This window comes from Chelatococcus sp. XZ-Ab1 (assembly GCF_029309855.1).
Lineage (GTDB): Bacteria > Pseudomonadota > Alphaproteobacteria > Rhizobiales > Beijerinckiaceae > Chelatococcus_A > Chelatococcus_A sambhunathii.
Genome location: NZ_JARKII010000005.1, coordinates 43,100 through 64,542 on the forward strand (window position 1 = coordinate 43,100; position 21,443 = coordinate 64,542).

Sequence of the window (21,443 nt, forward strand, 5' to 3'; positions counted from 1 at the left end):
CTCAGGGCACCCCGCAGGGGTGCGTTTCGAGCATTTCCAGGGTCTTCATCTCGCCCTTGAGGGAGAAGTCGCCGTAGTCGAGCACGAGGTCGCGGCTGATGCCATTTTCGTAGAGCTCGAAGGAGAGCTGGTAGCGCGGCGTGCGCTCCCCCTCCCCCTCCTTGGTGAAGTAGCTGATCTTCACGGGCCAGCGGGAGATGTCCTTCAGCGCCGCATGCCGTGCCGCCTCCTCAAGGCTCGCGGTGTTGTCCGCCCCCTTCTGCCGGCCGATGATGGCGAGCGTGTCGTAGATCTGCCGGCCGTCATCGGAGCCGTCGAACACCCGTGCCTCGATCAGCGTATCGCCGGCCTTGGCAGCGGCGATGATGCGCCGCAGGTGTTCGGTCGGGAAGATCACCTCGCCATCGAGCGAAAAGCGGTCGCGTTTCGGTGCGCGGGTGCGCACAACGAGGCCATCCGCCGCCTCCCGTTCCGCCTGGCCGTCGACGAGCTTGGCCGGCGCGCCGCTGAAGGTCGATTCGGTCTTGAAGGTGAAGCTCGCCCCCTTGCCGTCCTCGAAGGTCGTGGTCCGCAGGTCGGATGTGCGCTGGCCAATGTCCCCGCCTTCGAGCACCGTCACCTGTCGGTATGTCAGGGCGTAGCCCTCGCAGGTGTTGCCGGTGAAGGAGAAGGCGACGCGCCCGCGGGCGGCCTCCACGCCGCGCGATCCCTTGCTTGCGAGCAAGGTAAGATCATAGACGACGCGGTGCGGCGCCAGCGGCATCACCGTCGAGGCGGCCGCGACCGGACCGAGGCTCACGCCGAGGGCCAGCAGCGTGCCGAGACAAACCTTCATGCAATTCTCCACTGCCGCGTCTTGCCGGCATCGTTCCGTCGTGGCGTCCTGATTAGACGGCTGCGGCCCCCACCGGTCAAGGCAACAGAGGCCGAGAATGCCGCGTGATCGGGATCGCGCACGGACGACGGCGTTCGGCCGGCGCTTGCCACACGTCGGACTTGCGACATGACGGCGGATCGGCAACAACCTTGCCCGGTCGACGCCCGGGCCGGGCGAGGCATTCACATTCGGAGACAGATGATGAGCACCATCGACGCCGTCCTCGCCGAGCTCGGCATCACGCTGCCGACGCCGGCGGCCCCCGTCGCGAACTACCTGCCCTATGTGCGCACGGGCAATCTCCTCGTCATCTCCGGCCAGCTCTGCCTCGGTCTCGACGGCAAGCTCGCCGACGCCCACAAGGGCAAGCTCGGCGCTGGCATCTCGCCCGAGACCGGCAAGGAGGCGGCGCGGCTGTGCGCCATCAATCTGCTCGCGCAGGCCCGCGCCGCCCTCGGCGACCTCTCGAAGATCAAGCGCTGCGTGCGCCTTGGCGGCTTCATCAATGCAACGCCCGATTTCGCCGGCCTCGCCGGGGTCATGAACGGCGCCTCCGACCTCATGGTCGAGGTGCTGGGCGAGGCCGGGCGCCATGCTCGCTCGACGGTCGGCGTCGCGGAACTGCCGCTCGACGCCTGCGTCGAGGTCGAGGCCATCTTCGAAGTCGCCTGAGGAACGACACATGCCCGCTCCCTCCTGGCTCACGGCGCAGCCCGTGGCGCACCGTGGGCTGCACGTGGTCGCCGACCGCGTGCTCGAGAACACGCCCGGCGCGGCCCTTGCCGCCGTCGCGCGCGGCTTTGCCATTGAATGCGATGTGCAATTGACGGCGGACGGCGAGGCCGTCGTCTTCCATGACTTCACGCTCGACCGCCTCACCGGCGAGAGCGGCCGCATCGACACCCGCACGGCCGCAGCGCTCGCGGGCATCGTCTTCCGCGACAGCGACGACCGTATTCCGACCCTGGGTGACTTTCTCGATCTCGTCGGCGGCCGCGTGCCCGTGGTCGTCGAGATCAAGAGCGGCTTCGACGGTAACCTCGCCCTGACGCGGCGGGTCGCGGAGGTGGTTGCCGGCCGGGACGACCCGATTGCGCTCATGTCCTTCGATCCGGCCATCGTCGAGGCGCTCGCCGAGCTTGCGCCGGGGCGCCCGCGCGGCATCACGGCGGAGGCGAACTACGACCACGGCGAATGGGCACGCCTGCCGGCCGCCATGCAGAAGAGCCTAGGCCATCTGCTGCACATGGAACACTCGCGACCCGACTTCATTGCCTGGCACGTGAAGGACCTGCCGCATGCTGCTCCCAACATGGCGCGCTATTTCGGCATGCCGGTGCTGACCTGGACCGTGCGCACGCCCGAGGACAGGGAAACAGCCATGCAATATGCCGACCAGATGATCTTCGAGGGTTTCGTACCCTGAGACCCTACCGGCCGGCGGCTGGCGCACATAACTTAGCGGCATGACCCCATTCGCGAGCCGCCGCAGCCGATGACGACGAAAGCCGACGACGACGCGGGCCTCATCGTCCGCGTCGCTCCCTCGATCTCCGCCATCGCCGCTGCGGACTGGGACGCCTGCGCCAACCCGCAGGGCGCCGCACAGGAACCTCAACCGGCAGATCAATCAGCACCGGCAACCGATTTCCGCAACGCGACTTTTCGTACCCCTGACGACGACCGGACCTGCGCCGGCCGCGGCACCGCCACTCTTGAATCGGTTTCTCAGCACGATTCAGATAACCCTTTCATTTCGCATGCCTTCCTGTCCGCCCTCGAAGAATCCGGCGCTGTCGGCGGGCGCACGGGCTGGACGCCGCTTCACCTCGCGGTCGAAGGACCGGACGGCACCGTGCGGGCCGTGGCGCCCTGCTACGGCAAGTCGCACTCGCTCGGCGAATATGTCTTCGACCACGGCTGGGCCGATGCCTTCGAGCGCGCCGGCGGGCAATATTACCCGAAGCTCCAGCTGTCCGTGCCCTTCACGCCGGCAACCGGCCGGCGCCTTCTCGCGCGGCCCGGCCCCGGCGCGGACGCCGCGCGCCAGGGCCTCGTCGCCGGCCTCAGGGCATTGCGACGCGAGATCGGTGCCTCGTCCGCGCACGTGACCTTCCTGCCGCAGGAGGAGTGGCGCTTCCTCGGTGAAGAGGGCTTCCTCCTGCGCACCGACCGGCAGTTCCACTGGCCCAACGAAGGCTATCATTCGTTCGAGGATTTTCTCGGCGCCCTGTCCGCCCGCAAGCGCAAGGCTATCCGCCGCGAGCGGCGCGATGCGCTCGGCCCCGGCATCGCCGTCGAGCCGCTCACGGGCAGCGACATCACGGAAGCCCACTGGGACGCTTTCTTCGACTTCTACCAGGACACCGGTTCGCGCAAATGGGGCCGGCCCTACCTGCCGCGCGCCTTCTTCTCCCTCGTCGGGGAGCACATGGCGGACAGGATCCTCCTCGTCATGGCCCGGCGGGGCGGCCGCTACATCGCCGGGGCGCTCAACTTCATCGGCGCCAACACCCTCTATGGCCGCAACTGGGGCGCCATCGAGCATCACCCCTTCCTGCACTTCGAGCTCTGCTATTATCAGGCGATCGACTTTGCCATTCGGCGCGGCCTCACGCGCGTGGAGGCCGGGGCGCAGGGCGAGCACAAGCTCGCCCGCGGCTACAAGCCCACCTTCACCTATTCGGCGCACGACATCGGCCATCCCGGCCTGCGCCGGGCGGTGGCCGACTATCTGGCGCGCGAGCGGATCGCCATCGAAGCGGAGATGGAGGCCCTCGCCGAGGAACTGCCGTACCGGCACGAAGGTCGAGGGGCACGCGCGCTCGGTGCTTGACGTTGGAGGCGGTGCTCGCCAAACCTGCACCGTCGATGACCCATGAGGATGGCATGAGCAGCTACGACCCCAACAACATCTTCGCCAGGATCCTCCGCGGCGAACTGCCGTGCGAGCGCGTCTACGAGGACGAGCACACGCTTGCCTTCATGGACATCATGCCGCGGGCCGACGGTCACGTGCTCGTCATCCCCAAGGTCGAGGCCCGCAACATCTTCGACATCCCCGCCGAGGATCTCGGCCGGCTCGCGATCAGTGTGCAGAAGGTGGCACGGGCGGTGAAGGCCGGCATGGACGCAGAGGGCCTCACCATTCAGCAGTTCAACGAGAGCGCCGGCGGCCAGGTCGTGTTTCACATCCACGTCCACGTCCTGCCGCGCTGGAAGGACGTGCCCCTCAGGCCGCACACCGGCGAGATGGCGCCGCCTGAGACGCTGAAGGCCCACGCCGAGCGCATCCGCAGGGCCCTCGCCGCTGGCTGATTCCCTCCCGACGAACCGCACGAACGGTGGCCGCTGTCGGGCAGAGGCCACCCGTCTCTCGCAGGACAAGCCTCGCGCCAGCCAGCCACTCGAGAATGGCAGCCACGCCCCGTGTGCCGACCATTCGACGAGGTGACGCGTGCTGCCCCGAACCTGGCTCCACAGCTTTTCGATCCGCATGCGGATCGCCGCCCTCAGCCTCACGGCCCTCATCGGCTTTGCCACCATCGGCGCCATCTACGCCGCGAGCAACGCGCAGATCGAGGCGGCACTCGCCGAAAAGGACGCCTATGCCGATCTTGCCCACGCTGCCGAGAGCTTCCGCGCCGCGACGCTGCGGGTCGAAGGCGACGTCAAGGACTACCTGCGCGTGCGCACCGATGTCGTCGCGCGCAAGTTCGACGAGGGGGCGCGTCAGGCAACCGAAGCCCTCGCCACCCTGCGCTCCCTGCCAATGGCCGGCGACCTTGGCGCGAGGATCGACGAACTCGGCAAGGCGCTTACCGCCGTCCAGACCTCCTTTCGAACCGTCACAGGCCTCGTGAACGATCTCGGCACGAGCCCGGACAGCGGGCTCGGCGGCAACCTCCAGGCAGCCGCCAAGGCAATGGAGCAGTCGCTCGTCGATTTCGCGCGCGACAATCCGGATCCCGAGCTCAACCGGCTGATCGTCGCCTTCGACCAGTTGCGCAGGGCGGAGCGCGAGTATCTGCTGACAGGCGGCGACACAGAGCGCGGCCGGATGGAAGTTGCGCTCGGCCGCGTCGAGCGCCTCCTCGCCCGGGCGGAGACGCTGACGCCGGAGCTGCGCGCCGGGCTCGTAGATGGCCTGAAGACCTACCGCGCCACGGTGGACAGCTGGCAGGAGAAGCGCGATCTCTTCGTGCGCGTCGGCGATCAGCTCGCCCTCTCCACCGACGTCATCGACCCGGCCGTCGCCGCCATCGTACAGACGGCGTTGGGTGGATCGGCCGCCGCGACGCAGCGCCTCCAGCGCATCGCAGATGCGACGACCAATGTCGTCCTCGCGACGATCGCCGCCTCGGCGGTGATCGGCCTCGCCCTCTCCTGGCTGATCGGCCGCAGCATCAGCCGGCCGCTCGACGGGCTGGCGATGACCATGCAGCGCCTCGCCGCGGGCGACACCGGAATCGCTATCCCCGCCGTGCCCGGGCGCAACGAGATCGCCCGCATGGCGGCAGCCGTCGCCGTCTTCCGCGACAATGCTCTGGAGCGTGACGCCCTGACGGCGCGGGAAGCGGCGGAACAGGCAAGGCGTGACGAGCGCGCCGCCCAGATCGAGGCGATGATCGCCCGCTTCGAGGCCACCGCCAAGGCAGGCCTCGTCGAGGTGCGCCGTGCCGCGGCCGAACTGCGGACGGCCTCGGATGCGCTTGACGCCACAGCACGCGAGGCGGCCGGACGCATCAGCGAGGCAGACAGCGCGGTCGCGGTGGCCTCCGACAACGTGTCCTCGGCCGCCACGGCAACGGGCACGCTCGCTCAGTCGATCGATCGCATCACCGAGGAGGCCGCCCGCTCGACAACCGTTGCCGGGCGCGCCCGCGATGAGGTTGCCGAGACCGTCGAGACCGTCCAGAACCTCGCCACGGCTGCCGATCGCATCGGCGAGGTGGTGAAGCTGATCCTCGCCATCGCCAACCAGACGAACCTGCTCGCGCTCAACGCCACGATCGAGGCGGCTCGCGCGGGCGAAGCCGGCAAGGGGTTCGCCGTTGTCGCTTCCGAGGTGAAGACCCTCGCCAGCCAGACCGCATCCGCGACCGAGGAGATCCGCAGCCAGATCGCCGCCATCCAGGCCGTATCCGACACGGCGGTGGACGCTATCGGCCATGTCAACGCGATCATCGTGGAGATGGCCGCCATGGCGGGAACCGTGTCGGACGCCGTGCGTGAGCAGGAAAGGGTCGTTCGCGCACTCGCCGACAACGTCGATCGCGCCTCGGGCGAGGCGGCCACCGGCGCAGGGGCCATGAGAAGCGTTGCCGAAGCCGCCGAGGCGACCCGCACGGCCGCGCGCGACGTGGACGCCCTCGCCGACCGCCTGGCGGACCAGACGGAAACGATCGAGCGCGCGATCTCGGCCTTTCTGGAGGATGTGCGCGCCGCCTGACGCGGCGCGAGGAGGACGCTTCAGCGCAGCAGGTCGCCGCTCGCTACGGCCTTGATCAGGGCCTGTGCGGGATCGCTGACCTGGTCCCAGACGAGCGAGCCAAGGAAGAAGCTGATCAGCACGATGATCGGCAGGAAGAACCAGGACATCACTTCTTCGGTGCGCTGGCGGCGACGCCGGCGCTCCCGTCTACGCTGAAACCAGCTTGCCACCTTCAACCCCTGACGAGCGGGACCTTGGGTACGGTGCTGACCGGCGCCGGCAGGCCGCCCTTGCCGCCCCGCCCTCCTGTCTCACCACCACCCGGCTTGCGGCCTTTCTGCACCTTCCGGACCGGCTTTGTCGAGCCCCGCTTCACCTTGCGGCGCTTGGCGGCATCGGCCACGTCCTTTTCGGGCTTCGGCGTCACCGGCCCTTCCGGATACTCGAAGCCAAGGCTGCGCGTGCCAGTCTCGTCGGTGACGACGACGACGCGCACGGCGCCGCCATTTTTCAGGCGCCCGAACAACACCTCGTCGGCGAGAGGCGTCTTGATCGTCGTCTGGATGAGCCGTGCCATCGGGCGAGCGCCCAGCGCCTCGTCGTAGCCGTTGTCCACCAGCCACTCGCGCGCCTCGTCGCTGAGCTCGATGGTGACGTTGCGGTCGGCGAGCTGCGCCTCGAGCTGCAGGACGAACTTGTCCACCACCTTCGCCACCACCTCCTTCGGCAGATGGCCGAAGGAGATGATCGCGTCGAGGCGGTTGCGGAACTCCGGCGCGAAGAGGCGGTTGACGGCCTCCTGGTCGTCTCCCTCGCGCTTGGTGCGCGTGAAGCCGTAGGCCGGACGGGCGAGATCCGCGGCGCCGGCATTCGTCGTCATGATGAGGATGACGTTGCGGAAATCGACCTGCTTGCCGTTGTGGTCCGTCAGCTTGCCGTGGTCCATGACCTGCAACAGGATGTTGAACAGGTCGGGATGGGCCTTCTCGATCTCGTCGAGCAGCAGCACGCAGTGTGGGTGCTGGTCGACACCGTCGGTCAGCAGCCCGCCCTGGTCGAAGCCGACATAGCCGGGCGGCGCGCCGATGAGCCGCGAGACCGTGTGCCGCTCCATATACTCGGACATGTCGAAGCGAAGCAGCTCGACGCCGAGCGTCGCCGCCAGCTGGCGCGCCACCTCGGTCTTGCCGACGCCCGTCGGGCCGGCGAAGAGATAGCAGCCGATGGGCTTCTCGGCGTCGCGCAGCCCCGCGCGGGCGAGCTTGATGGAGGCCGACAGCGCCTCGATGGGCCGCTCCTGCCCGTAGACGACGCGCTTTAGGGTCTCCTCGAGGTGCTGCAGCACCTCGGCATCGTCCTTCGACACCGTCTTGGGCGGAATGCGCGCCATGGTGGCGATGGTCGTCTCGATTTCCTTGACGCCGATCGTCTTCTTGCGCCGGCTCTCGGGCACCAGCATCTGCGAGGCGCCGGTCTCGTCGATGACGTCGATCGCCTTGTCCGGCAGCTTGCGGTCGTGGATGTAGCGGCTCGACAGCTCCACCGCCGCCTTGATGGCGTCGTTGGTGTAGCGCAGCTTGTGGAACTCCTCGAAATAGGGCTTCAGCCCCTTGAGGATGGCGATGGTGTCAGGGACGCTCGGCTCGTTGACGTCGATCTTCTGGAAGCGGCGCACCAGGGCCCGGTCCTTCTCGAAGTACTGGCGGTACTCCTTGTAGGTGGTCGAGCCGATGCAGCGCAGCGTGCCGGAGGCGAGCGCAGGTTTCAGCAGATTCGACGCATCCATCGCGCCGCCGGAGGTCGCCCCGGCGCCGATCACCGTGTGGATCTCGTCGATGAAGAGGATCGCGTCGGGATGCTGCTCGATCTCCTTCATCACCTGCTTGAGGCGCTCCTCGAAGTCGCCGCGGTAGCGCGTGCCGGCGAGCAGCGTGCCCATGTCGAGGGCGAAGACCGTCGCATCGGCCAGCACCTCCGGCACCTCGCCCATCACGATCTTGCGGGCGAGCCCCTCGGCGATGGCCGTCTTGCCGACGCCGGGATCGCCGACGAGCAACGGATTGTTTTTGTGCCGGCGGCACAGCACCTGGATGGTGCGCTGGATCTCACCCTCTCGGCCGATGAGCGGGTCGATACGTCCCTCGCGTGCCTTCTTGTTGAGGTTGACGCAGTAGGCCTCGAGCGCATCGCCCTTCTTCTTGCGCTGCCCCTCCGCCTCGTCGGTGCTCGACGAGCGCCCTTCGCCTTCCTCGTCGGCACCGCGCGGCGCGCGCGTCTCCGACAGACCGGCTCGCTTGGCGATACCATGGCTGATGTAGTTGACCGCATCGTAGCGCGTCATGTCCTGCTCCTGCAGGAAATAGGCCGCGTGGCTCTCGCGCTCGGCGAAAATGGCGACGAGCACGTTCGCACCCGTGACCTCCTCCCGGCCCGAGGACTGCACATGGATGACGGCGCGCTGGATGACCCGCTGGAAACCCGCGGTCGGCTTCGATTCCTCGCGCCCGTCGGCGACGAGGTTGGTCAACTCGGTATCGACATATTCGACGAGATTGCGGCGCAGCATCTCGAGATCGACATTGCAGGCACGCATCACCGCAGCCGCATCCTGGTCGTCGACCAGGGCAAGCAGCAGATGCTCGAGCGTCGCGTACTCGTGGTGGCGCTCGTTGGCGAAGGCCAGCGCCCTGTGAAGCGCCTGTTCGAGACTGCGGGAGAAGGTGGGCAAAAGGATCTCTCCCCTATTTCTTTTCCATGACGCATTGCAGCGGGTGCTGGTGCTGCCTTGCAAAATCCATCACTTGGGTCACTTTGGTCTCGGCAACCTCATAGGTGAAGATGCCGCATTCCCCGACGCCGTTCTGATGCACGTGCAGCATGATCCGGGTAGCGTCCTCCCGGGCCTTGTTGAAGAAGCGCTCCAGGACGTGCACCACGAACTCCATCGGCGTGTAATCGTCGTTGAGCAGCAGCACGCGATACATGCTGGGCCGCTTCGTCCGCGGCTTGGTTTTCGTTAGAAGCGCCGAACCCGGACCATCGTTCCCTTGTGAGGGACGCAATCCGCCACGCCGGCGCTCCGTCATGCCCGTCGTCGGCCTCACGGCCCGCTCGTCCAGCTTCCCAGTCCCTGTCGGCATCGTGTCCGCAAATGATCCCGCGCTCGATCCGTTCTCGCGTGCCCCGACGGCGCGCCAGACTAATCTAATGCCCGGCGAGATGCTTCGCCAGTGCGTCCGGCGCCGTGTGCGGATCAAAAAACAACGACGGCGGCAGCAGGTCCTGCACCTGCGGTCGCCCGGGCAACGCGCACGAAAAAGGCCCGGCACGCGGCCGGGCCTCGAGGTGGGAGGATAAATCGATCGGCGGCGCCGGCCGCCGCCGGTATCACTTGCCGGTGGTCGCGACGGTCTGCGCGCGGGCGTAGAGCCCCTCGTAGGGCTTCACCGCTTCCTTGGCGAGGTCGGCATAGAGCTCGCCGAGCTTGCTCGTCTGGGCGACGAGGCCTTCGTAGGCGCTCTTGAGATAAGCCGACTGGATCTCGAAGGCCTTGTCCAGCGTCTTGGCGCCGGCGAGCTTCTCGACCGTGGCGCTGCCCTGCTCGAAGCTCTTCTTCGAATAGTCGGCAACCTCCACGGCAATCGCCTGGGCGCCCTTGGAGACAGCGCCGAAAGCCTTCATGGCAACGTCCATCTGTTCCTTGCCGAATTTCTGCAGATCGTCAAACTGAGCGAACATGTCCTCTTCGGCGCCACGAGACGCCGCCCCTGAGCTGGCCGGAGACACGTCCGGCGTGACCAAAAAACCGCCTGCCTGAAGCCGGTTCGCTTTATATATGTGCAACGCACAATCGTTGTCAATGCATTTTGTTGCATCGCACAATGGCCGTCGCTGCCCCGTTTAACGCATCCGTAACCGCGTCGACTTAGCGTCGTTGACAGTGGCGCGCCGGTGACTGGCTCGAAGGATCCGGCGCAGAAAGACAATTCAGGCGTCTGATGTCGGGGACGGACAAATGAACATGGGTTGCGTATCAGCCCGGTGGCGGCGTTGGGGCGCCGCCCTGGGCGCCGTCGGGCTTGCCGCGTCGCTCAGCCTCGTGCCATCGGCCCCGGCCATGGCCAGGAAGAAGGATTCAGGCGGGTACAACCCGCCCTATGCGGCCATCGTCGTCGACGTGAAGAGCGGCAAGACCCTGCATGCCGTCAATGCCGACGCTCCGCGCATTCCCGCATCCATCACCAAGGTGATGACGCTCTATCTGCTGTTCGAGCAGCTCGAGGCCGGACGGGTGCGTCTCGACACGCCGCTCAGGGTCTCGGCAAACGCTGCCGCCCAGGCCCCTTCCAAGCTCGGGCTCAAGGCCGGCTCCAGCATCTCTGTGGAGAATGCCATTCTGGCCATGGTGACGAAATCGGCCAACGACGTCGCCATGGTGGTAGCCGAGAACATCGGCGGCTCCGAGCGCGCCTTCGCCCAGCTCATGACGCGCAAGGCACGCGCGCTTGGCATGAGCCGCACCACCTTCTACAACCCACACGGCCTACCCTCGTCGCCCGCCAACGTCTCCACGGCGCGCGACCTCGCCATCCTGGGCCAAGCGATCCAGGATCGTTTTCCCCGCTACTACGGCTATTTCGAGCGGCGCAGCTTCACCTACGCCGGCCGCACCCACGGCAATCACAACAAGCTGCTCGGTCGCGTCGAGGGCGTCGACGGCATCAAGACGGGCTTTACCCGCGCTTCCGGCTTCAACCTCCTGACCTCGGCCAAGACGAGTACCCGCCACATCGTTGCCGTCGTCCTCGGCGGTCGCTCCGGCGCGTCCCGCGATCAGATCATGGCCAACCTCGTCTCGGATAACCTGCCCCGTGCCTATGCCGGCGCGCGGCAGACGCCGGCCATCGCCGACCGTGCGCCGACACCGGTCGCCGTCGCCCGCGCGGAGGAGGTGGAGACCACGGCCGCCATTCCGCTTCCCGCGCCACGCCCCGAGCCGGCCGGCGCCCCGCTCGACCTGTCCAGCATCCGGCCGGTCGTCGCATCGGCCTCCGGATCGACCGCGACGCCCTCGTCCATGCAGTGGTCGGCAGGCCCGCAGCCGGCGCCCCGCGCCGGGACCCAGGTGGCCTCCGCCGCACCGGTTGCCGTCTCCGCCATCGCCGATCTCGAGAAGAAACAGGCAGTCGAGGAGCCCGTAAAGCAGGACGCCCCCTCCCGCTCGGCCGGCTGGGTGATCCAGCTCGCCGCGACCGGCGACGAGGCGCGCGCCCGCGACATTCTGAGCGACGCCCGCCAGAAGTCCCGCGATCTCCTGTCGAATGCCTCGCCCTTCACCGAGAAGTTCGTCAAGGACGGCACCACCTTCTACCGCGCACGCTTCTCCGGCTTCGATCCGGACAGCGCCCAGGCCGCGTGCAAGACCCTCAAGCGGCGCGGCTTCTCCTGCTTCGCCACCCGCGGCTGAGCCGCGCGACAACGGGCCGGCCGCCCCCCACGGCTCACCCGAACCTTACAGAGTGAAACGCCGCATTCGGTCGGAGTATCAACGATGTCGGCTCAACAGGATGTCCTTGGCCTGATTCACCCGGGCGGCCAGGTAGGTCGAGCCCCCCTGGTCGGGATGGAGTTTCTTCATGAGCGTGCGGTGCGCGCGACGAATGTCGGCCTCTCCGGCCCCCGGCGGAAGGCCGAGCACTTCACGAGCCTCCTCTTCCGTCATCGCGCCCGCAGCCGCCTCGCCGCGGCCCCGCGCGTGAGCATCGCCGTCAGCGTCTTCACGCCAGGCGGGAAACCGGCGGTCGAGATAAGCCTCTAGGAGGCGCGCACCGTCCATGTCGCGGGCCAGGCATTCGCGCCGGAGCGCGAGAAGCTCCTCCCGCCCCAGCCCCGACAGGGCCCTGCCCTCCCGCGGGCCGGCGAGAACCGTCCCCTCCATCTCGCCGCTCGCATGGTCGAGCTCCATCTCGATCATCACCGAGCGCACCCGCGACACGCGGGGCGTCCCGCCGCCCGACGAGCCGGGCCCGGATCCCGGCCAAGAACCCGGCCAGGAGCGCGGGCTCGCATAGCCGCCCCCCGGCCGGCCGAGCAGCCACCAGCCGAGGCCGGCAAGCCCCAGCGCCATGTCGAAGCGCCCGCGGATCAGAAGAACGGCCGCGATGGCGAGCGCTCCCCAGCCGCCGGCCTTTCGCAAAACCTTCGCCAACACCTTGGCGTCGGCATTGGCATAGCTGCGCCCGAGCCACCACAGGAGCACCAGCGCGAGAAGTCCCAGAGCAAGTGCGATCACCGCTTGCCACCCATTGCGGTCAGCAATCCCCTGACCTCGCCGCCGTCGCGGTCGGCGAGCCGCTGCAGCGCCGGCAAGCCGCCGGAGGCATAGGCCGCTGCACCGCGCAGGAGCGCCGCGAGCGTTGTACCCGCACCGCTGTCGAAACGCGCATAGGCACCGCCGGTCAGGCGGGAAAGTTCCTTGAAGACCCCTGTCACGGTCGCGTCATGCCCCTCCTGAAACGCGAAGATGCGCACGCCGAGCAGGCCGAGTTCACCGGCGAGCGCGCACAGGCCGTCCGCGTCCTCCTCGACAGCGTCGCCGACGAGGACGAGCACCTTCGCCCCGCTGCGCGACACCTCGTTACGTGCATGAGCGAGAACCCGGCCAATCTGCGTCAGGCCGCCACGGCAGTCGATCCGTGTCATCAGCGCCGTCAGGGCCCCCGCATCGGAGACCCAGCGCGAGGCCCGGCATTCGCCGAAGCCGCGGAAATAGACGAGTTGCACGGCAAGGCCGCCACCGGCGAGGGCCGTGTCGAACATCTCGGCCTGCAGCTGGCAGGCGAGATCCCAGGTCGGCTGCCGGCTCATGGTGGCGTCGAGCGCAAAGATGAGGCGCCCCGCCGGCGCGGCAGGCGTGGCGACCGCCCTGGCCTCTTTCAGGAAGGCATCGACGTCGCGCGACGGGCCAACGTCCGGCGCGGATGATCCGCGCTGCGCCAGGTCCCTGTCGCGGCCGTCACGCTTGTTCTCGCCCATGGCCGGGCCGCCTCCCTTTCGTTCTTGTCTTCATGTGGCACGAACCGGCGCCCTTGCAAGCGCGACATCCCCCCGGGCCTCTTTGCACTGCAACATGATTGTTGGCGGGGCAGCCTCGCTTTGCTACAGGCAGAAGCTATGCACGGCGGCAAAGACCGGGCAAGGGAGGGACGACGGGCATGGACAGGGTCGCGACGGTCGATACGGTCAAGGGCTTGCGCGAGGCGGTCGCCTCCTGGCGTGGAGCGGGCGAGCGCGTCGCCCTGGTGCCCACCATGGGCGCCCTGCACGTCGGCCATCTTTCGCTGGTCGAGCGCGCCCGGGCGCTGGCCGACCGGGTCGTCGTCTCGATCTTCGTCAATCCGACCCAGTTCGCCCCCAACGAGGATTTTTCGAAGTATCCCCGCACGCTGGACGACGACCGCGCGAAGCTCGCGGGCCTCGCCGAGCTCGCCTATACGCCGCTCGTCGAGGAGATGTATCCGCCGGGCTTCGCCACCACGGTGAGCCTTGACGGGCCGGCCGCCGCCGGGCTCGAGGATGCCTTCCGCCCCACCCATTTTGCCGGCGTCGCCACCGTCGTCGCCAAGCTGCTGCTGCAGGCCCTGCCGGACGTCGCCATCTTCGGCGAGAAGGACTACCAGCAGCTCAAGGTCATCGCCCGCATGGCACGCGATCTCGACCTTTCGGCCGAGATCGTCGGCGCACCGACCGTGCGCGAGGCCGACGGGCTCGCCCTGTCCTCGCGCAACCGTTACCTGTCCGACGAGGAGCGGGCGCTCGCGCCCACGCTGCACCGCACCTTGCAGGACGGCGCAGCCCGCCTGCGCGCCGGCGAGGATGCCGGGGCCGTCGTGACCGCCGGCGAGGATGCTCTTGCGGCAGCCGGCTTCGCCGTCGATTACCTCGCCCTGCGCGACGCCGAGACGCTCGCGCCGGTCAGCGACCTTGCGGCGCCGGCGCGCCTCCTCGTCGCGGCGCGGCTGGGAGCGACGCGGCTCATCGACAACATCGCCGTCTGACAACCAACGGACGCGACGAAAACCGCGTCCGTTCAGCAGCTTGCGGCAATCTCCGGAATCAGTTTCCGAGGCAACGGCATCGTCAGTGCAGCCGGTGGCGCTCCTCTTCGTCCTCGTAAGCCGCCCAGGCCACGAGGAGATCGGCGCTGAAGCCTTCGTCCGCGAGGCTGCCGCTGATGGTCGAGAAGAGGGATTCGGCCTTGTGCCAGTCGCGGGCGAGCGGCATGGCCCCGTCGGGCCCGCTTTCGAGCCGCGCCTCGGCATAGCGCTCCAGCAGCGCCTCGCGCTCGGCGAAGGCAAAGGCGGCGACCGCAGTGCGGAACACACGTCCCGCCTCCATCTCGACCTGCCCCGTATCGCGCTGGCGCGGACGCACGAGATAGCCTTCCGCCCGCTCGTCGATTTCAAAGGACCGTGCGGCCCCTTCTGCAACACCGATCAGCATGAGCGCCTCCATCGGCTATCCTCATGCATCGATGATGCCAGCAAGGCTGTGCCAAAGCGGTGCGGGTGCGCACGCAACCTACAGGAGGCCGAGGGAGGCGAGTTCCCGCCGCAGTTCCTCGGGCATCTCGGCTGCGCTCGCGCTGCCGTCCCCGAGGTCGGGCGGCGCATCCTTGGCCGTGAGATAGCGCCAGCCCTGGAAGGGACGATACGGCCGCGGCGAAACCGGCACGACGACCGGCTCCATGACGAGATGGCAGCGCGAGATGCCCTCGCTATCGGTGAAGGGGCGGATGGCGACGAGCCGCTGCCGGCAGGCGAGCTGTCCCTTGATGACCCAATAGAGCGATCCGCCGTCGAGAAGCTCCTCGACGCGCTTGGGCACCATGCGCGTCGTGTGCAGCTGCTCCTGCGGCAGCTTCTGCCGCCGGCGCTCGCGCATGCGCTCCTCGATCCACTCCTCGAGGTCGCGGATGGATTCTGCCCCGACGCAGAGCTTGATGAGATGGAGGGCCATGGCCCAACTATCTAGCGCCGGCGCCGCGCAAGGCAACGGGGACGGTGCACGGGGCGGGGGATAATGGGTGGGAACGGGAAAGCCCGCTCGTCGGCGGCCGGCGCCGGACCGCTCAGGTTTCCTTCTTCGTATCGTCCATGCCCCCGCGCACAACGCTACTGTCGACGCCCCCGGTCAGCAACCGTGGCTGTTCCGGTTCGTTTTCCGCCGATTTATAGGAGGCCCCGAGAACGCGGCGCCATGCGCTCACCCCTCCTCCTCCGTCACGATCACGATGAGCCGCGCCCCTTCCCCCACCTGCGCTCCCGGCTCGGCGGCGATCTCGCTCACCGTGCCGGCGCAGGGGGCGACGAGCACGTGCTCCATCTTCATCGCCTCGACCACGGCGAGCCGCTCGCCCTTCTCGACCCGGTCGCCGACGCCGACGAAGACGGCGACGAGCTTGCCGTGCATCGGCGCCTTGACGAGGCCATCGCCGTCCATGTGCTCGAGGTCGACGGCGAAGGGGTCGTAGATCCTGACGCTCGTTTGCCGGCCCTCGGCGAGGACGAGCATGGCCGCGTCCGCCTCGACCAGCGTGAGATCGTGCTCGCCCTCCGGCACCGGATGGCCGGGAAAGGCGACGGCCGGCCCGTCCGGGCCGTACTCGAGCACGGCCTCGACCCGCTCGCCCTCGACGAGAAGCGGCAGGCCGGTGCGCCGCGCGCCGACGAGCTGGAAGCCGTCGTCGGCCCACCAGCCGCCCGCCTCCTCGTCCCGCAGGGAGGATGCGGCGGAAAAGGCGATGCGTTCGCGCTCGCGGTGGACGAGGGCGAGCGCCCCCGCCGCCGCTGCGGCGGCATCGAAGCCCCGCGGCACGGCGCCGAGCGCCTCGATGTTGCGGTCGATGAAGCCCGTGTCGAAACGCCCGTCACGGAACTCCGGCGCCTCGCACAGCGCCTTGAGGAAGGCGATGTTGGTCTTCGGCCCCGCGACCGTCGTGCCGCCGAGCGCCTCGGCCAGCCGGTCGAGCGCCTCGGCGCGCGTCGGCGCATGGGCGATGACCTTGGCGATCATCGGATCGTAGAAGGGTGTCACTGCGTCGCCCGCGGCCACGCCGGTGTCGATGCGGATGTCGTCGCCCGCACCGAAATCGAGCGCCCAGAGCTTGCCGGTCGACGGCAGGAAGCCCTTTTCGGGATCCTCCGCATAGAGCCGCGCCTCGACGGCATGGCCGTCGATCGCAAGGTCCTCCTGCGTGAAGGGCAAGGCCTCGCCCGCGGCGACGCGGAACTGCAGCTCGACGAGGTCGAGCCCGGTGATCGCCTCCGTCACCGGATGCTCCACCTGCAGGCGCGTGTTCATCTCCATGAAGTAGAAGCGGTCCGGCCTCAGGCCCTCGCGCCCGTCGGCGATGAACTCGACCGTGCCGGCCCCCACATAGCCGACGGCCCGCGCCGCCTCCGTCGCGGCCTGCCCCATGGCGGCGCGCATCTCCTCGGTCATGCCCGGCGCCGGCGCCTCCTCGATCACCTTCTGGTGGCGGCGCTGCAGGGAGCAGTCGCGCTCGAAGAGGTGCACGACATTGCCGTGCCCGTCGGCGAAGACCTGGATCTCGATGTGCCGTGGCGACAGCACATATTTCTCGACAAGCACGCGCGGGTCACCAAAGGCGCTCTGCGCCTCGCGCTGGGCGCTCTCGAGCGCGGCGTCGAACTCGGCCGCCTTGTCGACGCGCTTCATGCCCTTGCCGCCGCCGCCGGCGACCGCCTTGATGAGCACGGGATAGCCGATCTCGTAGGCCTTCTGGCGCAGGAAATCAGGCTCCTGCCGGGCGCCGTGATAGCCCGGCACCACCGGCACACCCGCCTTCTCGACGAGCGCCTTGGCCGCGTCCTTCAGCCCCATGGCGCGGATGGCGGAGGCTGGCGGGCCGACGAAGACGATGCCGTTCGCGGCGCACGCCTCGGCGAATTCCGCCCGCTCGGAGAGAAAGCCGTAGCCCGGATGGATGGCGGCGGCGCCGGTCTTCTTCGCCACCGCGATGATGCGGTCGATGAGAAGGTAGCTCTCGGCCGCCGGCGCCGGGCCGATGCGATGCGCCTCGTCCGCCATGTGCACGAACATCGCGTCGGCATCCGCATCCGAATGGACGGCGATGGTGCGCATGCCGAGCTGCCGCGCCGTGCGAATGATGCGGCAGGCGATCTCGCCCCGGTTGGCGATGAGGACGCTGTCGAGCACGAAGTCATCTCCCTCGATCACGGGCGCGCCGGTTGGTCCGGCGGCAAATCATGTCGCTTTCGCGGCCAACAGACCATAGCCCGCCCATAAGCGCCATGCCGCAATGCACGGCATCCGGCCTTGGCATCTGCGCGGGGCAGGCTCGGCGGTCACGTCTCGTTCCCTGGAGGCGCCGCAGCACGAAGGCGTGCGGTGCAGGTTCAGAGGCCTTTGTCAAAAGCGCCTTCGGCAGGTTTCATTCGCTGGCCCCCGGATGACGGTCCGCTTCGCTGCATGCCTCCGGGGAACATGGCTCTCGAGCCGCCAGCCGATCCCTCACCGCGTCGCGGGGCTGAAGCGCGCCACAAGCTGGTGGCGCTCGCCGGGATAGGTCAGCGTCACTGCCGTGATTGTCGCCCCGGCCTGGAAGGTGCGCCGCGCCACGACGAGGCAGGCGGCGCCGCGGGCGACGGCGAGGTGATGGGCGACGTCCGCCCCGGCATTCTCGGCGCGGATGGTGTGCTCGGCCTCGGTCCAGGGGATCTGCTCGAGCAGCCAGGTGCCCGGCGGCGAAGCGGCGAAGGCCTCGCGCGCCGCGGCCGGCACGACGGCAAGGTTGATCAGCCGCTTCTCGTAGACGAAGGGCCGCTCGTCCGCGAAATGCAGCACCGTGAGCGCCTCCACGTCGAAGCTGCCCTTGGCCGCCCCGAGCCGCGCAAGGTCCTCCGGCCGCGCCCGCCGGCGCTCCCGGTCGAGGATCACGTAGCGGTAGCTGCGGCCGGAGCCGGTGATCTCGGCCTTGATGTCGTGGACCTCGAGCACGGTCTCCTGCGACTTCGGCGCCGCGACGAAGGAGCCGGAGCGGCGCCGCCGCACAACGAGCCCCGCCGCCGCCAGCGCCGAGATGGCCTTGTTCACCGTCATGCGCGAGCAGCCGAACTGCGCGACGAGGTCGTGCTCGGAGGGCACGCGATGGCCGGGCGGCCACTCGCCGGAGAGGATCTTCTCCTCCAGCGCCCGGCGGATCTCGGCATAGCGCGGCAGCGGTTCGGCGATGCTCACCACCGTCTCCTACGCCTTCACGAGCCGGGCGAGCGTGCGCCGGTACGCCGCCTCGACCGCCTCGCGCGTCGCGTGCCGGCCACCCGCGACGACCTGCCGGCCGCCGACATAGACACCGTCGAGCGCCGCCTTGCCGGCAACGAAGAGATAGGCGTCGAGCCAGCGGTCCCCCCGCATGGGCGCAAGATCGACGTGAGCTGCGTCGAGCACGACGATGTCGGCGCGGTGGCCGGGAGCGAGCGTACCGATGGCGCGGCCGAGCGCGCGCGCCCCGCCGCGACAGGCCTCGTCATGGAGCCGCCGGCCGGTCGATTCGCCCTGCCTCTGCGCCATGAGGTTGCGGCCGCGCAGGGCCAGGCGCTGGCTGTATTCGAGCTGCCGGAGCTCGCCCGGCGCCGTGATCTCGATGTTGGAATCGCTGCCGACGCCGTAGAGCCCGCCCTGCCCGGCGAAATCCACGCCAGCGAAGATGCCGTCGCCGAGATTGGCCTCGGTGATCGGGCAAAGGCCAGCGACGGCGCCGGAGCGGGCGATGCCGCCAACCTCCGCGTCGGTCAGATGCGTGGCGTGGATGAGGCACCAGCGCCCATCGACAGGCACGTTGTCCATCAGCCATTCCACCGGCCTCAGGCCGGACCAGGCGAGGCAGTCCTCCACCTCCTTCACCTGCTCTGCGATGTGGATGTGGAGCGGCCCATCCCCGGCGAGCGGCAGGATCGCGGCGAGGCTTTCAGGCGTGACGGCGCGCAGCGAGTGCGGCGCGACGCCGACCCGTGCATCGGGCAGGGACGCGACCGCCTTGCGTGCACCCTCGAGGAGTTGCGCGAAGCGTACCGGATCGTTGAGGAAGCGCCGCTGGCCCTCGCCCGCGGGCTGGCCGCCGAAACCGCCCTGCGCGTAGAACACCGGCAGGAGCGTGAGGCCGATGCCGGTCGCCTCGGCGGCAGCGGCGATGCGCTCGCAGTGCTCGGCGAGATTGGCATAGGGCGCCCCGTCCGGGCCGTGATGGAGGTAATGGAACTCCGCCACCGCGGTGAAGCCCCCCTCCAGCATCTCGAGGAAAGCATAGGCTGCAATGGCCTCGACGTCCTCGGGCGTCAGGGCGCCGAGGAAGCCGTACATCACCTGCCGCCAGGTCCAGAAGCTGTCGCCGGAGGGACCGCGCGTCTCGGCAAGGCCCGCCATGCCACGCTGAAAAGTGTGGCTGTGCAGGTTCGGCAGTCCCGGAAGCGCGATGGAGCCGCCATAGGCGGCGTCGCCTTGCGTGCTGTCGCGTTCGATGGCCGCGATCGTGCCCGCTTCATGGGTGATCGTGACATTGTCGGCCCAGCCCTCGCCGAGGAGGGCATGATCGAAGAACAGCTTCTGCATGATCTTTCCCCCTGACAGCGACCCGCGTCCACAACCGTCATGCCCCGCGCCTGTCGCGCACATCCACGCCGCGCCGATGGCGCAAGGCCGAAAGCGCGGACAGTCGGGGGCAAGAACGGCCAGGACGAGCGCCAAAGGCCGCTCATGCCACGGGCAGTGTGCGCGACGGCATGCAATTTTGTCTAGACAATAAATCGGCAGGCTGATTATGTATAGACAATAATAACGGACGGGAGCAGGCCGCATGGACGCCGACAGGTTGTGGATCAACGCACGACTGGCGACGCTCGCTGAAGGCAGGTCGGGGCTCGGCATCGTCGATCAGGGCGCGCTCGCCTGCAAGGACAGGCGCATCGTCTATGCCGGCCCGATGGCCGATCTGCCGCTGTCACTCCAGGTGAAAGAGCGCATAGACTGCGCCGGGCGCTGGGTCACCCCCGGCCTCGTCGACTGCCACACCCATCTCGTCTTCGGCGGCGACCGTGCGCAGGAATTCGAGATGCGCCTTGCGGGCGCGAGCTACGAGGAGATCGCTCGCGCAGGCGGCGGCATCGTCTCCACGGTGAAGGCGACCCGTGCGGCAAGCGAAGACGACCTCGTCGCAAGTGCCCTGCCCCGTCTCGACCATCTCATCGCCGAAGGCGTCACCACGGTCGAGATCAAGTCCGGCTACGGCCTGGATAGGGACACCGAGCTGCGCAGCCTGCGCGCCGCCCGCCGGCTGGGCGAGGCGCGCCCGGTCACCGTCACCACCACCTTCCTCGGCGCCCACGCCCTGCCGCCGGAGGCGAACGGCGACAAGGCCGCCTATATCGCGACGGTCGTCGACGAGATGCTGCCGGCCGTCGCGGGCGAAGGCCTCGCCGATGCGGTCGACGCCTTCTGCGAGGGCATCGCCTTTTCGCCTGACGAGACGGCGCGGGTCTTCGAGGCTGCAAGGACTCGCGGACTGCCGGTGAAGCTGCACGCCGACCAGCTCTCCAACCTCCACGGCGCCGCACTCGCCGCCCGCTTCGGCGCGCTGTCCGCCGACCATCTGGAATATACGGACGAGGAAGGTGCCGCCGCCATGGCCGCCGCCGGCACGGTCGCCGTGCTGCTGCCCGGCGCCTTCTACTTCATCCGCGAAACGAAGAAGCCGCCAGTCGAGCTCTTCCGCGCCGCCGGGACGCGCATGGCGCTCGCGACCGACTGCAATCCCGGCACCTCGCCGCTGACTTCGCTGCTGCTCACCATGAACATGGGCGCGACGCTGTTCCGCCTGACGGTCGAGGAATGTATCGCCGGCGTCACGCGCGAGGCCGCACGGGCGCTCGGCCGCCTCGGCGAGGTCGGCACGCTCGAAGCCGGCAAGTGGTGCGACCTCGCCATCTGGAACGTCGAGCGCCCGGCCGAGCTCGTCTATCGCATCGGTTTCAATCCGCTCCACGCCCGGGTCTGGAGGGGAAAGTGAAGTTCTCTGGCCATTCCGCCGCTACC

At 68.7% G+C, this 21,443-nt stretch carries 19 protein-coding genes and 1 pseudogene; 8 read left to right on the top strand and 12 right to left on the bottom strand.

Annotated features, from left to right (window positions below):
• Position 1: 1 nt before the first annotated feature.
• On the bottom strand, positions 2–835 hold the full coding sequence (locus P2T65_RS09430) for a cell envelope integrity EipB family protein (RefSeq protein WP_276199656.1): 834 nt from the start codon (positions 833–835) through the stop codon (positions 2–4).
• 243 nt (positions 836–1,078) lie between these two features.
• Here P2T65_RS09430 and P2T65_RS09435 point away from each other — a divergent pair, with 243 nt between their 5' ends.
• From P2T65_RS09435 to P2T65_RS09455, 5 genes are all read left to right on the top strand, one after another.
• Entirely contained in the window at positions 1,079–1,549 is a 471-nt protein-coding gene (locus P2T65_RS09435) for a RidA family protein (protein ID WP_055458082.1), read from the top strand.
• Between the two features lie 10 nt (positions 1,550–1,559).
• Complete coding sequence (locus P2T65_RS09440) at positions 1,560–2,303, top strand: glycerophosphodiester phosphodiesterase family protein (RefSeq protein WP_055458081.1); 744 nt, start codon at positions 1,560–1,562, stop codon at positions 2,301–2,303.
• A 69-nt stretch (positions 2,304–2,372) separates the two neighbouring features.
• Entirely contained in the window at positions 2,373–3,713 is a 1,341-nt protein-coding gene (locus tag P2T65_RS09445) for a GNAT family N-acetyltransferase (RefSeq protein ID WP_276199657.1), read from the top strand.
• A gap of 53 nt (positions 3,714–3,766) precedes the next feature.
• Positions 3,767–4,195: an HIT family protein gene (locus tag P2T65_RS09450; RefSeq protein WP_071924475.1), complete on the top strand. Its 429-nt coding sequence runs from the start codon at positions 3,767–3,769 to the stop codon at positions 4,193–4,195.
• A 139-nt stretch (positions 4,196–4,334) separates the two neighbouring features.
• Positions 4,335–6,329, top strand: a complete 1,995-nt coding sequence (locus P2T65_RS09455) for a methyl-accepting chemotaxis protein (RefSeq protein ID WP_055458079.1) — start codon at positions 4,335–4,337, stop codon at positions 6,327–6,329.
• A 20-nt stretch (positions 6,330–6,349) separates the two neighbouring features.
• On the opposite strand, the gene P2T65_RS09460 is transcribed toward P2T65_RS09455, so the two are convergent.
• The 4 genes and pseudogenes from P2T65_RS09460 to P2T65_RS09475 all read right to left on the bottom strand — a co-directional run bounded on the left by P2T65_RS09460 (position 6,350) and on the right by P2T65_RS09475 (position 10,049).
• Positions 6,350–6,478: a hypothetical protein gene (locus tag P2T65_RS09460; protein ID WP_276199658.1), complete on the bottom strand. Its 129-nt coding sequence runs from the start codon at positions 6,476–6,478 to the stop codon at positions 6,350–6,352.
• Between the two features lie 65 nt (positions 6,479–6,543).
• Positions 6,544–9,039 (bottom strand): ATP-dependent Clp protease ATP-binding subunit ClpA, encoded by a 2,496-nt coding sequence (gene clpA, locus P2T65_RS09465; protein WP_071923890.1) that lies wholly within the window; start codon positions 9,037–9,039, stop codon positions 6,544–6,546.
• Positions 9,040–9,052: 13 nt separating this feature from the next.
• Positions 9,053–9,343: pseudogene (gene clpS / locus P2T65_RS09470) on the bottom strand (ATP-dependent Clp protease adapter ClpS); the annotation flags it as partial.
• 355 nt (positions 9,344–9,698) lie between these two features.
• Positions 9,699–10,049: a phasin family protein gene (locus tag P2T65_RS09475; RefSeq protein WP_055458077.1), complete on the bottom strand. Its 351-nt coding sequence runs from the start codon at positions 10,047–10,049 to the stop codon at positions 9,699–9,701.
• Positions 10,050–10,428: 379 nt separating this feature from the next.
• Here P2T65_RS09475 and P2T65_RS09480 point away from each other — a divergent pair, with 379 nt between their 5' ends.
• On the top strand, positions 10,429–11,778 hold the full coding sequence (locus P2T65_RS09480; RefSeq protein ID WP_245280466.1) for a D-alanyl-D-alanine carboxypeptidase: 1,350 nt from the start codon (positions 10,429–10,431) through the stop codon (positions 11,776–11,778).
• A gap of 78 nt (positions 11,779–11,856) precedes the next feature.
• On the opposite strand, the gene P2T65_RS09485 is transcribed toward P2T65_RS09480, so the two are convergent.
• Together P2T65_RS09485 and P2T65_RS09490 are read right to left on the bottom strand one after the other, a co-directional pair.
• Positions 11,857–12,603, bottom strand: a complete 747-nt coding sequence (locus tag P2T65_RS09485) for a DnaJ domain-containing protein (RefSeq protein WP_055458076.1) — start codon at positions 12,601–12,603, stop codon at positions 11,857–11,859.
• Entirely contained in the window at positions 12,600–13,346 is a 747-nt protein-coding gene (locus tag P2T65_RS09490) for a hypothetical protein (protein ID WP_071923891.1), read from the bottom strand. Before P2T65_RS09490 ends, P2T65_RS09485 begins: the two co-directional genes overlap by 4 nt.
• A gap of 179 nt (positions 13,347–13,525) precedes the next feature.
• Between P2T65_RS09490 and panC the strand changes: the two genes are divergently transcribed.
• Positions 13,526–14,368, top strand: a complete 843-nt coding sequence (gene panC, locus P2T65_RS09495) for a pantoate--beta-alanine ligase (RefSeq protein ID WP_019403515.1) — start codon at positions 13,526–13,528, stop codon at positions 14,366–14,368.
• A gap of 82 nt (positions 14,369–14,450) precedes the next feature.
• On the opposite strand, the gene P2T65_RS09500 is transcribed toward panC, so the two are convergent.
• From P2T65_RS09500 to P2T65_RS09520, 5 genes are all read right to left on the bottom strand, one after another.
• Positions 14,451–14,813, bottom strand: a complete 363-nt coding sequence (locus P2T65_RS09500; RefSeq protein ID WP_141659652.1) for a hypothetical protein — start codon at positions 14,811–14,813, stop codon at positions 14,451–14,453.
• A 78-nt stretch (positions 14,814–14,891) separates the two neighbouring features.
• Positions 14,892–15,329, bottom strand: a complete 438-nt coding sequence (locus P2T65_RS09505; protein WP_276199659.1) for a DUF1489 family protein — start codon at positions 15,327–15,329, stop codon at positions 14,892–14,894.
• Positions 15,330–15,575: 246 nt separating this feature from the next.
• Entirely contained in the window at positions 15,576–17,552 is a 1,977-nt protein-coding gene (locus P2T65_RS09510; RefSeq protein ID WP_276199660.1) for an acetyl/propionyl/methylcrotonyl-CoA carboxylase subunit alpha, read from the bottom strand.
• Between the two features lie 315 nt (positions 17,553–17,867).
• Positions 17,868–18,593: a histidine utilization repressor gene (hutC, locus tag P2T65_RS09515; RefSeq protein ID WP_276199661.1), complete on the bottom strand. Its 726-nt coding sequence runs from the start codon at positions 18,591–18,593 to the stop codon at positions 17,868–17,870.
• A gap of 9 nt (positions 18,594–18,602) precedes the next feature.
• On the bottom strand, positions 18,603–19,964 hold the full coding sequence (locus tag P2T65_RS09520; protein ID WP_276199662.1) for a formimidoylglutamate deiminase: 1,362 nt from the start codon (positions 19,962–19,964) through the stop codon (positions 18,603–18,605).
• A gap of 244 nt (positions 19,965–20,208) precedes the next feature.
• Between P2T65_RS09520 and hutI the strand changes: the two genes are divergently transcribed.
• Positions 20,209–21,417 (top strand): imidazolonepropionase, encoded by a 1,209-nt coding sequence (hutI, locus tag P2T65_RS09525; protein WP_276199663.1) that lies wholly within the window; start codon positions 20,209–20,211, stop codon positions 21,415–21,417.
• Positions 21,418–21,443: the final 26 nt, after the last annotated feature.

Excerpts from the sequence above, each read along its gene's own strand:
- P2T65_RS09440 (WP_055458081.1), top strand. The coding sequence starts at position 1,560 with ATGCCCGCTCCCTCCTGGCTCACGGCGCAGCCCGTGGCGCACCGTGGG.
- panC (WP_019403515.1), top strand. The coding sequence starts at position 13,526 with ATGGACAGGGTCGCGACGGTCGATACGGTCAAGGGCTTGCGCGAGGCG.
- P2T65_RS09445 (WP_276199657.1), top strand. The coding sequence starts at position 2,373 with ATGACGACGAAAGCCGACGACGACGCGGGCCTCATCGTCCGCGTCGCT.
- P2T65_RS09490 (WP_071923891.1), bottom strand. The coding sequence starts at position 13,346 with ATGGGCGAGAACAAGCGTGACGGCCGCGACAGGGACCTGGCGCAGCGC.
- P2T65_RS09520 (WP_276199662.1), bottom strand. The coding sequence starts at position 19,964 with ATGCAGAAGCTGTTCTTCGATCATGCCCTCCTCGGCGAGGGCTGGGCC.
- P2T65_RS09430 (WP_276199656.1), bottom strand. The coding sequence starts at position 835 with ATGAAGGTTTGTCTCGGCACGCTGCTGGCCCTCGGCGTGAGCCTCGGT.
- P2T65_RS09435 (WP_055458082.1), top strand. The coding sequence starts at position 1,079 with ATGAGCACCATCGACGCCGTCCTCGCCGAGCTCGGCATCACGCTGCCG.
- hutI (WP_276199663.1), top strand. The coding sequence starts at position 20,209 with ATGGACGCCGACAGGTTGTGGATCAACGCACGACTGGCGACGCTCGCT.
- P2T65_RS09460 (WP_276199658.1), bottom strand. The coding sequence starts at position 6,478 with ATGTCCTGGTTCTTCCTGCCGATCATCGTGCTGATCAGCTTCTTCCTT.
- P2T65_RS09505 (WP_276199659.1), bottom strand. The coding sequence starts at position 15,329 with ATGGCCCTCCATCTCATCAAGCTCTGCGTCGGGGCAGAATCCATCCGC.
- P2T65_RS09475 (WP_055458077.1), bottom strand. The coding sequence starts at position 10,049 with ATGTTCGCTCAGTTTGACGATCTGCAGAAATTCGGCAAGGAACAGATG.
- P2T65_RS09450 (WP_071924475.1), top strand. The coding sequence starts at position 3,767 with ATGAGCAGCTACGACCCCAACAACATCTTCGCCAGGATCCTCCGCGGC.
- P2T65_RS09500 (WP_141659652.1), bottom strand. The coding sequence starts at position 14,813 with ATGCTGATCGGTGTTGCAGAAGGGGCCGCACGGTCCTTTGAAATCGAC.
- P2T65_RS09480 (WP_245280466.1), top strand. The coding sequence starts at position 10,429 with ATGGCCAGGAAGAAGGATTCAGGCGGGTACAACCCGCCCTATGCGGCC.